Genomic DNA, 12,929 nt, shown 5'->3' on the forward strand with positions numbered 1-12,929 from the left:
CTTTTGAATGTTGGGAAGTCATTTTGACCACGAAAGAAATTTTTATAGGCAGTTTGCAAGTTTAGTTGAGCATTTGCCAAAGCTAATGAATCCACTTCTTTTAACCACTCAAATTCTGCTTTGTATTTCGCAGGAGTGGGAAGCTTTTGTTTTTTTAGTTGTTCTTTATCCTCTTTGTGTTTTTCATACGCTTCTTTCCGTTCAGCTAACATTCTGTTATACACGAAACGCACACAACCGAAGGTTTTACGCATAAGATGTGCTTGGTCTTCTGTTGGATACAAACGGAATTTATATGCTTTATTCTGCTTTGTCATATCATTTCACCTCACTTTTCACTTTGATTTTCAATATATGTTTTTACTACGTCTATTGGCGAACCACCAGTAGTTAGCAAGCAAAAGCTTCTTGACCAAAACATCTCTTTCCAAAGTTTCTTTTTCACTTGTGGAAAGTCTCTTTTAATAAGTCGAGAACTTGCACTTTTATAAGCATTGATGAATTTTGTCATTTCTGTATTAGGATGTGCTTTGAACAAAATATGAACATGGTCTACATCATGATTCCATTCAACTAATGTGATGTTATAGTTTTCAGATAGTCGAACAAACATATCTTTTGCATAGTCTGACATATCATCATCAAACACATTTCTTCTGTATTTCACGACCAACACAAGGTGATAATATAACAAGAATACTGAATGGTTATTACTATCTAATTTCATTTATATACCAGCCTTTATAATTTATAAGACTGATTATATCAGAGGCAAAATAAAAAGGAAAACCTTTTGGCTACGCCAAACCGAAATTCATCTCCCACCTACCGTTGGGCTACACCCTTCACACGCTTGAGGAAGGAGAATTCTTTCCGGAAATTCGTTAAAGAATAACAATCACTAGGCGTAGCAAGCCAACTTTCAGTTACACATTTTCTGAAGCTGGGATTACTCTTAGAAAAAATGAGATAAGAAGACTGATACATGAGGAACATTAAATGAGAACAGTTTAAGAATGACACTATTTTAGTAACCACTTGTATTTAAGTCTTTTTTAACTAATTTGTTGTAATTACAATTGAACTACCCCCACTTTCACTTCGTTTAGAAGTGAGGAATTCCTAAGTAAAGAGTTCTATCGAACGCTAAATAAAAAAGCTTATCCTTTAACACCTAATGATAAGCTTTTTTATTATTCTTTTCATTTTTTGTTTTCGGAAGTATTTATTTAAGTTGATAGCGGTGCGGTGCTATCCCATCACTATAAAGCTAAAACTTTATAGTGCCATCAAAACGGAAACAACAAGTTGCATTTATATAAATAGCTTTTAAAAATTGATAATTTTGTTTAGGGATACTTTAAGATTTTAGCTTGAGAGGCATATAGTGCAACCTCATACAGAGTGATTAGGATATTAAACTTAAACGTGTTATTTTTAGCATTCTAAATAATCGGGTTCAATGTATTTTTCTGTTTCAGGAGAGCTTTTAATTTCTATAGGATATTTCTTAAAAGCTACAACAGTAACCCTATCTTCTTGAACTAAACTTCTGGATTCATTTATAGAAGAGAAACCTGTTCGCGTTAAAAAATTGTATAGAGAGGATTTTGTCATCCAAAAACTAGTAATGTTATCTAATGATGCCCATTTTGATTTTAAACGTTCTTCTATTGATGAATTAGCAGAGTGTTCTAGCATTGTGTGCCCCTTATATTCATAATTTTTATAGAGTACTGATACATTGGGAGTATGAGTGATATGAGTATCAATTATTACAAACCTTTTGCATACTTCATACACTTTTTCTAAAAAAGGGAATACATCTGAGCAATCTAAATGATATAAAATACCAGAGCATAAAACAATATCAAATTGACCATATTTTTCAGCACTTAAATTTCTTACATCATCTTGATAAAAGGTTAAGTTTTCCAACCTTAATAAATCTTTAGCGAATATAGCTTTTTGTACGTTTGATTCTCTTCCTTCTATCCCTACAACAGTTGCTCCTTGCATAGCAAATTCAATAGCGTAATGCCCCTCTAAACAAGCTAAATCTAAGATTCGAAGATTTTTAAAATCACATTGTGTGATATCTTGAATCATTGTCACAATTTTTTTTAACGCAGGATTTGGTTGTCGAATATCTCTTGTATATAGAGTATCCGTTAATTTAATATCATAAGCGGTCCATTCACCATATTTACGAATAATGTTTTCTTTTTCGAGAACAAAATCTTTCATGATACAATTCGCCACCTTTAACATAATATTATGTGTAATATATACCTTTATAAGATCAATATATGTATGTATAACTTGTATTTAGACGAAGGTAAACATTTTACTATTGTATTCCTGCTAAATAAAATTCTGACTAATAAAAAATATGTTATATAACTATAAAAACTCTACCAAATTATTAAAGGAATCTCCTTCCCCCTATCGAATTATTGTAGAGGAAAGGAGAGGAATACATGGAAATTCTAGGATTAGATCCTCGCGCATTAGCGACTTTAGGTGCACTTGAATACACCAATCGTCGCAATAAATTAATCGAAGACTCCGAGAATAACATATACGAGTGTAAAGAAATAAAAGAAATACTTCAATCACTCCCTAAAGAGAAGCAGATTGAGGTTCTTGAGAATCAAGCTCACTTTGAAGCTGTGGCAAAGATGATTGAACAAAACAATTTAATTCTTTTAGAACAGATGAAAGCTCTACAGCTAATTCAGAAATAAGAAACTTATGATTAATTAATTCTACATATGCTTCTATATATAATGTCTCTTTATCTATACTACCAGCCTCTGTTTTTATAGGGGCTTTTGTTATACGTTGATTCATATTTTGAATTTGAATGGTTTCTTTCACATGTATGAATAGATCTTCTAACAAACCTGGTGTAGACCCTAATTCCTGCTTTTCAATTTCCTCTGTGACGGCACTGATAAATTCCCATAGTACTTTTGCACCTAGTAGTTCTGCTAAACGTTTTTCACGCATTTCAAATGTTTTCATGTCCATATTTAACCACTTCCTTCTCCGTATTTTTTACCGTTAATTAAATTGTTTAGATTATGATGTAGCTGCTATGTAAGGTAATTGAATTCTCACTCACCCCCACTTGTAAACTATAATTTACAAGTGAACCCAAAAAATAGATTCAACGCTTTTTCCCAAAACCCTTGCTATTTTTATAGCTAACTTAACGTTTGGTTGTTTTTTATTATTCTCTATCTCAGAAATATAAGTGCGCGATAAACCAACTTGTTCCGCTAATTTTTCTTGTGATATTAGTTTTTCTTTCCGTAATTCAGCTATCCTATTCACTGCTCTACTCCTCTCCGCTTATGTATTCATATGATTACAAAACAATTGTAAACCATGGTTTACTAAAACGTCAACAATGTTTTACACATTTTTTCTCTATTTTAGTTTCTTTTTGTAAATTATTGTTTACAATTGTAATAGGAGGATTACATATGAAGAAAACTCTTGGTGAAATTATTAAAAATTATCGTTTAACAAATAAACTATCCTTGCGTGATTTTGCTCAAAAATGCGATGTTAGTCATACTTATATAGACAAACTTGAAAAAGGCGTAGATTCCAGAACAGGAAAACCTGTAGAACCAACACTATTAGTAATAGAAAAAATAGCAAACGCCATGAATATAAGTACTAAATCCTTATTAGAAGAAATAGGATTCATTGCAAAAGATAGTACCGAAGTACATAATACAGAATTAGAGAAATGGTTTACATCAATTAAAAGTGCCTCTCCCCAAAAGCGAGAGGAATTAAAGAAGTTTTGGGAATTTATAATACAGAAAGAAAATTAATATATCAAAAAGACCGCCATCTTGTTAAGGTGGCGGTCGCTGGTTCGAACCCAAACGAAATTATACCGTTCCCTCCTTGATATTCAAGAGGGGTTCTTATGTATAACAATGGAACAGCTCTTTTAGGGAAACAATTCAAGAAGGACATTATTTAAGTAGCCTTCGGCTACTATTGTCGTTTTTTTAAGCTATCGCGATGTATCTGAACTTTTGAGAGAACGTGGCATATCGGTTCATCCTACAACTATCATGCGTTAGGTTCATAAATATGGAGATTTCATTTATCAAATTTGGGAGAAGAAAAATAAATCAGCACATTTCGTATGGCATTTAGATGAGACCTACATCAAAGTCAACAGAGAGTAGTGTTATCTGTATCTTGCGATTGATCGAGAAGGGTACACCTTGGATATTCAACTCCGTAAAACCAGAGGTCATCAAGCCGCCTATATGTTTAGGAAAAGATTAGTGAAAGCTTTTGGAGAACCAACAGTTCTCAATTGATACATTATTCTCACCCAATTCAATCGTTTTAGATTTCAAACATACATATAAGATTCTATGTTAAATCAAACTAATTTTTCTTATTTTTTACAAAAAGTCTGTAATATCTCTTGATAATATTGTAATATCTTAATTATATTATAAGGGAAATTTCTCATGAAGGGAACGATTTGAATGCCATTACCATTTATTCCATTAGCTGTTGCTGCTGGTGCTGCAGTTGCCACTGCAGTCGCTGGAAAAAAAGGACATGAATCATACAAAAACATGAAAGAAACAAAGAATATTGCTGAATCGATGGAAAATCAATACAAAACTGTATTTAATATATTTGATCAAGTACGTCAAGAGACAAATACTCAATTTGAAAAGTATGGAGAATTAAAACTGAACATTCTTAGTGGAACAATGAAAGAATTCATTTCAGAATTCAAAAAATTAAAAAATATTGATTTTACAGATAAAACAACTATTGATTCTCTTAAAGATGTATCTGATTCTAAACACTTCATGCAAGAAATAGAAAAACAAGTCATCGCTGCATCTGATTTGTTGAAATCTGGTACTTCTGCAATTGCTGGCGGTGGACTTGCCGCAATGGGAGCACTAGGAGCTGCAACAACATTTGGTGCTGCTTCAACAGGAACTGCTATCGCTTCTTTAAGCGGAGTAGCTGCCACAAATGCAACATTAGCATTTTTAGGTGGTGGATCACTGGCTGCTGGCGGATTAGGTATGGCTGGTGGAATGGCTGTACTAGGTGGTATTGCTCTTGCCCCTGCCCTAGCACTAGGAAGTATCATTTTTGCTACATCCACTAAAAAGAAACTAGAAGAAATGAAAACTAAAAGAGAAGAAGTTAAGGTAGAAATGCAAAAATTACAAAGTGCAACTTCTATCTTAAAAGAGATAAAATCGTACACTATTAAATTATCAAACTTAACAACTGAAACAACTACACTTTTTGCTGATTATATTGCAACAATGAGTTCTATCATCGATGAAAAGGGAATCGACTATCGTAACTTCTCCGATGATGAACAACTTACGATTCGTTATACTGCTGAACTTGCAATTATCTTGAAAAAGTTATTAGATACACCTGTTATTGATGAAGGTGGCAACCGATCCAAAATCTTAGAAGATGTTCTTAAAACCACAGAAAAATCGATTCAACACATGTACTAGGTGGTTGCATATGAAGAAGAATCTAGACATTCTCGCAACTCAAATTGTAGCCGAACAAATTGAAAGACATGGTAATGCTACTATTGAAACATTCGCAGGAATAGATACACTAACAAAAGTAGCAAAACAATATATGAACTGTTCACCTACTATTATACAAGGACGGCTTTTTGAAATTATTGAGGCAACTAAATTTAATAAAGATGCTGCCTTGAAGGGTGAGAGCTTGCGTGCTTTTACGACAGACTCTTTAGGAGATCCACATGCTGCCGCTGATATCATAGTAAAGAATGGAGATACATTACTTAAAGAAGTACAAGCAAAGTCTAGTGCTAACGCTTCACGATTAGCAAGAATGGTATCGAGTGAAAAATATGGAGACATGGATCGTTTAGTTAACAGTGAAAAAGCAAATAAAGTAAAAGAATTGGTTGAAAAACGCGCAAATTCCCAGGGGATTTACGCCAAAGACTATGAACAAGCTGGTCCTCATATAAAAGGACAACTAGAAGCAAACAATATTACAAGTGGTGGTACTACATATGAGGAAGCTTTAAAGGCTGCAAATCAACCTCAAGCATACGCACTAAAAGAAAAAATATATACATTTGCTGAAGGAACATTCTCTTCTATGATGAATGGTGCTTTAGCAGGGGCATGTATAGGCGGCGGAGTATCACTTGTACAACAAACTGTTGAAATTTGTAAAGGCGAACAACAAATAAAAGATGGATTTATGCAACTAGGAACAGATAGTGGGAAACAAGCTGGAAAAAGCGCTGCTGTTGCAGGAATTGCCCACGGCATCAAATTTATCGGTAAAGATAGTGTAATGATGAAAGGAAATGTGGCAGCAGCTCTTGCTTCTTCAGCCGTTAGATTAACAGAAAGCTCCTACCAACTCATAAAAGGAAAAATATCTATTGAAGAGTTTTTACATACAGTTGGTGAAAACGCTGTTACTACTTTTTCAGGAATTGTATTCAGCGCAGCAGGAGCAATGCTTCTCGGTCCTGTCGGTGCAGCTGTCGGCACCACCGTCGCAATGCTTGGAATGAAACAGCTTTATGGGGCATTCACTCGCGCTCAACAAGAATTGGAACTAACAATTGAGGAACGAAAAAGGGCTGAAGAATTAAGTAAAGTCCTTATAGATTACATTAAACAAGAAGAAGAACAGATTTGTAACTTTTATCAAGAAACTGGTGCTAAAATAGAAAACTTAACTGGGCTGGTTAAGGAAACGATTTATACAGGTGAAAATATAGAAGCGACTATTCATCAACTTGCTGAAACTTTAGATATCTCGTTTAAATATAAGACTCAGGAAGAATTCGATTCATTTATGCTAAGCGAGGAGTCTTTCACTTTATGATGACTTTTCCTTGTACCAAATGCGGAATCTGTTGTCAAAACATACAAGGTATTGGCTCCTTATCTCATTTAAACAGAGGTGATGGTTGTTGTATCCATTATGATACTGACAACCATTCATGTACAATTTATGAAGAACGTCCTCTTCTCTGTAATATTGAACTAGCATATGAAGAGCTTTTTAAAAAATCTATGTCAAAAAAGGATTTTTATCTGTTAAATGCACAATCATGTAATGAATTACAAGAAATGCATAACATCCTTTCCACATACAGAATTGATACTAAGCAAATTGATGAATAAATAATAATGTTGATTTGAAATAAAGTTTAATCAAAAAAGCTCCACAAACCCATATTATATGGTAAATAAGAAGACTCCATTTTGAAAAAAGTTTAATAAAAATGGAGTCTTTTGTTAGAAATCTGCATTTAGTTTTTATAAAAAATTTTGTTCAAAATTCATTTAGGAGTACCGTTAGAAACATAGAAATTTAGCAAACTCTTCTTCTCGCATAATGGATTCCCCTTTTCAATAAAATATAAGCCAGCATTTATTTCTGGCCCAATATTTAGATACAAAAGTTAATTATTGAAGAACCCTAATTTCGGATCAATGAGTAATGTTCTATCTAAAAAGAGATTTCCTAATTCACATGAGGTTTCAGGCAGATACGAACAACTATGGCATGCAGCACCATTAAGATTATTAACACCTTGACCTGAAGATTTTCCAATTTCCGAGCAAACAGGGTCAGAACTGCACCAGCGTGCTTTATCAATTGCTTTATCGATCACCGGGAAGAAATTTTTTTGTCTCCCCATTCTTACAAGACCTCCAAACGTACCATCTATATCACCCGAAGACGTATAGATTAATATCCCGCATTGCTCTTCATTTAGATATAGCCGTTCACGAATAGAAGCGGAATTATAGCCACAAGTTAGAGCTAACTCATCAATAATAATGTGTGACAGTGTATGAAGAAGAACATTTCTTGGCTTTAAAATATCCTCATCAACATTTGTTCCTCTTTTCTCAGCACGAGTAAGCAACTTATTGAAATATTGTTGGACATCGCCTCTTTGTTCCCATAACTGCAATCTTTCAAAATTAATAGTAAAGAAAATGCCTTCTCCATATACCTTATAAGTCGGTAACCAATTATTTTCCGGTAAATTTGGGTCTTTAAATAATAAATGTTTACCTTTAGTAATTTGGTTCTTTACAACCTCTTCATCATTGGTTGATAGTCTATTAAATCCGGTTAAAGCAATTGTCTCTTTTAATTTAGTTACTCTATTTATCATACTAAAGAAAGTATTTGTATCTTCTTCATTTACTTCATCGCAAATCCATTCTTTTTTTACCTTTAGGTTTTTTGTATCAATTTCTTGTGTTAGTGTTTCAAATTCTTTTTTCCTTAACTCCTTTTCTGCATTCCTAGTACTCACTCTTTCAGGGGTTTGCTCTTCCTCCATCCCTCCCTCGATGTACAAAATAGCAAGTTCAATATCTGATTGATTATATTCTTGTATTTCAGGCGGGCATAATTTTTTCACTGTCTTAATTTTCCCATCCATATTAGCAGCCATTTCTAGCCAAGATGAGGTAACCCCATTTTTTTCAAACATATCTATAAGTTTTTCTACTTCAGGATTTTCCCCCGGTAAATGAATAGCACTTATCGTAGTAGGATAATACACATTTATAGAATTTTTTAATACTGCTATTGGATAAGAAGAGCAACTTTCCTTATCATTTTCAGAACCATACCATGGTTTATGACCAGGACATTGGTATAACTTTTTTTCATTTTTATTTAGCATTTTACTTAATTCACTTACTCGATCCTCATCCAAATTGGAAGTAGTTTTTCTGGACATTATTCCTCTAAGTGTTCTTTCCTTATTACAAGTACACTTAACTTTGAGAGAATCGAGAGTTGCCCCTCCTGTTGAAAGAAGTTTCATTTGCCCGTCACAAGCGGTATTTTCGTCACCATGAACCCATTCTCTCCATGGAAAATCAGATATGTGACCTTGACTACAGACCATTACAAATGGGACTTGAATCATCTTCATTTGCTTTTTACATTCTTTACAATCTAACCAACTTGTTCTTGATGACATGGAAGTTTGATGTAATGTTTTGCATTTTGGACAATAGTGCCAAGTAGGGAAACGTAACAACGGGATATACAAATCCGTATTTGTTTGAGTTATCGCACCTCCTGCATTTTTGTATTGATAACTCGGTCTAAAATCTGGAGGCATCAGTAATTGTTTTACCTTTAATAATGATCTTAATCTAGGTTCCTGTATTTCATATTCGTCAAATGTTTCAATACGATATTCATTTTTGTCATGATACCATTTATCAAGGGCACCAATCATTGCTGATTCTCCTTCAGGACTAATAACAAGAGCACCGGGACCAAATGTTGTAACAAGTTGTCCTCTTCTTAAAGGTAAATCTTTCATGAAAACAAAGCCTCCCAACCACTTTCATTATTCTCATTATTACTAGAGTTATATATTGTCGCAATAAGTCCTCTACATTCTGAATCTACATTTCTCATTGAATTAATCATCGACTCGGCATTTACTTTTAATGTATGGGGAATCGTAGTACCTGCCGAATACATATAACCATTTACCTTAGGGTCTACTCTCCATGCAGTATAATTTCCTTTTTCTAGTCGTTTCAATATCTCCATAAACCTGCTTTTCAATTCTTCAACTTGTTCTGGATCAACAAGTTCCGCCCTTTCTATCAAGCGATTATAAAAAGGGACTATTTTTTTATTTAGATTCTTCTGGATTTCTTTCCAATCCGGAGTTCTAGCAATATCATCATTTAATGCTTGGCGCAAAAAGCCAACAACAACTGCATGCAAACCTCTATCTAAACATGAATCAGAAAAAGGTGTAACACTTGTAGGTTCTACCTGAGCATATAATTTTTGATGGTATTCTCTAAAATGTTCAAAATGGGATTTGTCTCTTGATTTTGTGTTTGAATATAAGGTGAATATTAGTCCCGGTCTTTCCCACCAGCGACGTCCAACACGACCACTGACCTGAATATATTGCGCTGTCATTTTTGGTTGCCCTACTATGGCCATTACCGATAAACGATCAATATCTACTCCAACCTCAATAATGTTAGATGCCAGACATAAATCAATTGTTGAATTTAAATCTTTTTTATCTTTATTAGGTCTATATTCTAGTTTCAAATCATCAATAGTTTTTGAGATTTCATGGCTTTGCTTTCTTGATGTTAATTCAAGAACATTATTTATATACCTTATATCCTTTTGAAGTCCCTTTCTCATCGCCATTGAACTTGAATATTGAGGTATGTCTGTTTGAGTTAATGTAAGACCACCACCTAATTCCCGTAATGTATTATAGAACGTAAGTAAGGTCCAGTAAGGATCTTTTTCCTGCTCATTAATTTCAGCAGTAGATTGAAGAATAGATGAAAACGCCATAACTTGTGACATCATAATACGAACAGTTGTAGTATAAACTCCTACATATTTCCGTCCCGGCATCGGCTTACCTGTTTCCTTATTTATTGCTGGAGTTGCAAAAAAGGAATCTTCATTTTCAAGTCCCGGACTTGGAAATAATCTTGAATTTTCTCTTCCGAATAAAGCAAGGGCTTGTTCTTCAAATTGTTTAATTGTTGCAGTTGCTGCAATAATTTTTGGTTTGATTACTTTTCCGTCTACCTTTTTTAAACATAATTCTTCAATTAAGGTCTCAAATAGCCCTGTTAATGTTCCTAATGGCCCAGAAATTAAATGTAACTCATCTTGCACTATTAATGATGGAGGACTAATAAACCTTTCTCCGTTTGAGTCGATACCAAATAGCGCTCTTGCCTTGGGTTGCCATACTAATTGTACAAACTTGTCAACTGTTCCAATTAAGAAAGTCGGGCGTTTCTCATATATAGTTTCATCAACAATATAAATAGGCAATTCATCGTGGAAATGACAATTTTTATCTGGACAATGGACAACTAACTTATCATTGTTAATTTTGTACCCGAAGTAGTACTTTTTCTTGCTACCTTTTTCATCGTAGTAACCTAAATTTGCTCCACACCATGAACAACTATTAACAATAAATTGCTGTGCATTTTTTTCGTTTTTCTGAAGTTTATTTAGAGAAGTCTTTGCAGACTTGTTACTATTAGGCGTCGTGTTTGAGCCCACCCAAATTCCTATAGAAAACGATTTATCACCTAATTTTTTACTGTTTCTACTTCTTAGATACTCTATAGCACAAATAAGCCTTGAAGATCGTTGGAATTGGTCAGCGGTTAAAAGTCTTAGTGTGTATCTCATCATAACGTCAATACCAGCATCCAATGGATTTTTTAGGCGTCTTAGTATCATTTGAAAGGCTGCAACACCTAAATATGCCTCCGTTTTACCTCCCCCTGTAGGGAACCAAATTAAATCAACAATTTCTCTTGAATCGCACTTTTCGTAAACTAATGACTCAATAGACATTAATATAAAAGCAATTTGAAATGCCCTCCAAGTATTACTAGCATTCTTAAGTTTAGTTTCATCATTAACACTTTCTTTAAAAGGTTTATTAAAAATAATTTGTTTATCCTCGATACGCCCAAAACGTCTATCTTTACCATTAACTTGTTGAAGGAGTATTGCCGTATTCGCTAAACGAAACGCTTCTAAAATTTGTGGATCCTTAAGCAATTTAAGACCCTTTTCCATTCTATCTAGACTTTCTTTACAAAGTTCTAAATGCTTTCCTGCAACCGGTTGCAACAATACTGGGACATTATCAACCTCTGTTGATTTATTTTCTATCCATTCCCTATAACCTTCAATTAAAGGCTTTAGTATTTTTTCAGGGGATTCATTACTAGAAAGACCAGCAAGATCACTCATTTTAATTTCTAGTTCAACCTTTTTCCCATCTTGATTAACAAAGACATTTGGAGTCATACTTAGCGCTTCATACTCCGGCATAAAAGTTGTAAATAATTGCTGGACGTTCTTTGAATTTTGCTCCCAGTCTGCAGCGCATCCATGACCAAATGCATATACTCCTTCATTTCGATAAAGCAGCTCAGTTGAAGCCTCATCATCACTCATCAACTTTTTCATTTCATACTGTTTTGGATAAACAGAAAAAGAGTACTTAACTGGTGTACTTATAGTCATGATTGCCTGAAACAATATTAATTGTTGGCTATTAAACTTCGGAACCGAAGAACGGTTTGTTACACTTATGGTGATAATATACTTATCCTTTACTTCACGAAGACGAGCCTGAAATTGAATATGATAATAGGAGATTTTCTCGCCTTTTTTATTTTTCATTTCAACTTGTTTTTCCATTTGTCCTTGGCTAATAAGTTCGCTTAAAGGTAAATTCCATATTCCTTCTACAGTTTCCCTCAGCCACCATTGAACGCTCTTACTTTCCCCCTTAACTTTTACATTGTGCGGAGTATATGTTCCGCCTTCTATTCTAACTTTTAATTCAGGAAGATCTTTATTAACGCAAAATGTTAACCCCATAGTTGAAGGCATAAAGTCATTTTTTTGCGGAAATAATTCTACTTCACCATCGTCCTCAGTCGTTTCTATACCTTCTTTACGCTCAAACAATTTATCTATTTTATCGTCTTCAAGTACTTCATTAGGTTCTACACCAATTGGGGTTTCAAGGGAAACTTCGTCATTTTCACTTGTACCTAATGGAAACAAATGGCCGCTTACATATCTTTGAGTCGGGGTTTCTCTTTGGAGAACCTCCTCTGGAATTCCACCAACTTCCCAATAATAAGGTTTGTATAATTCATCTCTTGATTCAAATGTTGTAGTACCGATATGATTAAATTTTATATAGTGGTCCCTAATTTGACCGGGTCCAATTATTTCTTCTTTGACATTATCCATTACTTTTTGACGATTATTTAGTGATTTATCTAATGATATATCCATAGCAATTACCCCTT

The 12,929-nt window shown here is 34.0% G+C and carries 11 protein-coding genes and 1 pseudogene; 5 read left to right on the forward strand and 7 right to left on the reverse strand.

Annotated elements, in window-relative coordinates:
* From ACO6VI_RS27035 to ACO6VI_RS27055, 5 genes are all read right to left on the reverse strand, one after another.
* A partial coding sequence (locus ACO6VI_RS27035; protein WP_422424565.1) for a helix-turn-helix domain-containing protein occupies positions 1-317 on the reverse strand: 317 nt, incomplete at its 3' end.
* 11 nt (positions 318-328) lie between these two features.
* Positions 329-727, reverse strand: a complete 399-nt coding sequence (gene tnpA, locus ACO6VI_RS27040; RefSeq protein WP_000762752.1) for an IS200/IS605-like element ISBth16 family transposase — start codon at positions 725-727, stop codon at positions 329-331.
* A gap of 710 nt (positions 728-1,437) precedes the next feature.
* Positions 1,438-2,247: a class I SAM-dependent methyltransferase gene (locus ACO6VI_RS27045; RefSeq protein WP_000651404.1), complete on the reverse strand. Its 810-nt coding sequence runs from the start codon at positions 2,245-2,247 to the stop codon at positions 1,438-1,440.
* Positions 2,248-2,622: 375 nt separating this feature from the next.
* Positions 2,623-3,033 (reverse strand): hypothetical protein, encoded by a 411-nt coding sequence (locus tag ACO6VI_RS27050; protein WP_422424568.1) that lies wholly within the window; start codon positions 3,031-3,033, stop codon positions 2,623-2,625.
* Positions 3,034-3,147: 114 nt separating this feature from the next.
* Entirely contained in the window at positions 3,148-3,339 is a 192-nt protein-coding gene (locus tag ACO6VI_RS27055; RefSeq protein ID WP_422424570.1) for a helix-turn-helix transcriptional regulator, read from the reverse strand.
* A gap of 152 nt (positions 3,340-3,491) precedes the next feature.
* Between ACO6VI_RS27055 and ACO6VI_RS27060 the strand changes: the two genes are divergently transcribed.
* From ACO6VI_RS27060 to ACO6VI_RS27080, 5 genes and pseudogenes are all read left to right on the forward strand, one after another.
* Entirely contained in the window at positions 3,492-3,851 is a 360-nt protein-coding gene (locus ACO6VI_RS27060; protein ID WP_422424572.1) for a helix-turn-helix domain-containing protein, read from the forward strand.
* Between the two features lie 98 nt (positions 3,852-3,949).
* Positions 3,950-4,349, forward strand: a pseudogene (locus ACO6VI_RS27065) (IS6 family transposase); the annotation flags it as partial.
* 180 nt (positions 4,350-4,529) lie between these two features.
* On the forward strand, positions 4,530-5,543 hold the full coding sequence (locus tag ACO6VI_RS27070; RefSeq protein WP_422424573.1) for a hypothetical protein: 1,014 nt from the start codon (positions 4,530-4,532) through the stop codon (positions 5,541-5,543).
* Between the two features lie 10 nt (positions 5,544-5,553).
* On the forward strand, positions 5,554-6,918 hold the full coding sequence (locus ACO6VI_RS27075) for a hypothetical protein (protein ID WP_422424575.1): 1,365 nt from the start codon (positions 5,554-5,556) through the stop codon (positions 6,916-6,918).
* Positions 6,915-7,220 (forward strand): YkgJ family cysteine cluster protein, encoded by a 306-nt coding sequence (locus tag ACO6VI_RS27080; protein ID WP_085450970.1) that lies wholly within the window; start codon positions 6,915-6,917, stop codon positions 7,218-7,220. The genes ACO6VI_RS27075 and ACO6VI_RS27080 overlap by 4 nt, the downstream gene beginning before the upstream one ends.
* Before the next feature lie 281 nt (positions 7,221-7,501).
* Here ACO6VI_RS27080 and drmB read toward each other — a convergent pair whose 3' ends face one another.
* Together drmB and ACO6VI_RS27090 are read right to left on the reverse strand one after the other, a co-directional pair.
* Positions 7,502-9,400, reverse strand: coding sequence for a DrmB family protein (drmB, locus tag ACO6VI_RS27085; protein ID WP_422424576.1), 1,899 nt, complete (start codon positions 9,398-9,400; stop codon positions 7,502-7,504).
* Positions 9,397-12,915 (reverse strand): helicase-related protein, encoded by a 3,519-nt coding sequence (locus ACO6VI_RS27090; protein WP_422424578.1) that lies wholly within the window; start codon positions 12,913-12,915, stop codon positions 9,397-9,399. Before ACO6VI_RS27090 ends, drmB begins: the two co-directional genes overlap by 4 nt.
* Positions 12,916-12,929: the final 14 nt, after the last annotated feature.

Origin of the sequence: Bacillus sp. PSXD-155 (assembly GCF_049310765.1) — a bacterium.
Classification (GTDB): Bacteria; Bacillota; Bacilli; order Bacillales; family Bacillaceae_G; genus Bacillus_A; species Bacillus_A cereus.

Excerpts from the sequence above, each read along its gene's own strand:
- drmB (WP_422424576.1), bottom strand. The coding sequence starts at position 9,400 with ATGAAAGATTTACCTTTAAGAAGAGGACAACTTGTTACAACATTTGGT.
- ACO6VI_RS27075 (WP_422424575.1), top strand. The coding sequence starts at position 5,554 with ATGAAGAAGAATCTAGACATTCTCGCAACTCAAATTGTAGCCGAACAA.
- ACO6VI_RS27070 (WP_422424573.1), top strand. The coding sequence starts at position 4,530 with ATGCCATTACCATTTATTCCATTAGCTGTTGCTGCTGGTGCTGCAGTT.
- ACO6VI_RS27050 (WP_422424568.1), bottom strand. The coding sequence starts at position 3,033 with ATGGACATGAAAACATTTGAAATGCGTGAAAAACGTTTAGCAGAACTA.
- ACO6VI_RS27080 (WP_085450970.1), top strand. The coding sequence starts at position 6,915 with ATGATGACTTTTCCTTGTACCAAATGCGGAATCTGTTGTCAAAACATA.
- ACO6VI_RS27060 (WP_422424572.1), top strand. The coding sequence starts at position 3,492 with ATGAAGAAAACTCTTGGTGAAATTATTAAAAATTATCGTTTAACAAAT.
- ACO6VI_RS27045 (WP_000651404.1), bottom strand. The coding sequence starts at position 2,247 with ATGAAAGATTTTGTTCTCGAAAAAGAAAACATTATTCGTAAATATGGT.
- ACO6VI_RS27090 (WP_422424578.1), bottom strand. The coding sequence starts at position 12,915 with ATGGATATATCATTAGATAAATCACTAAATAATCGTCAAAAAGTAATG.
- tnpA (WP_000762752.1), bottom strand. The coding sequence starts at position 727 with ATGAAATTAGATAGTAATAACCATTCAGTATTCTTGTTATATTATCAC.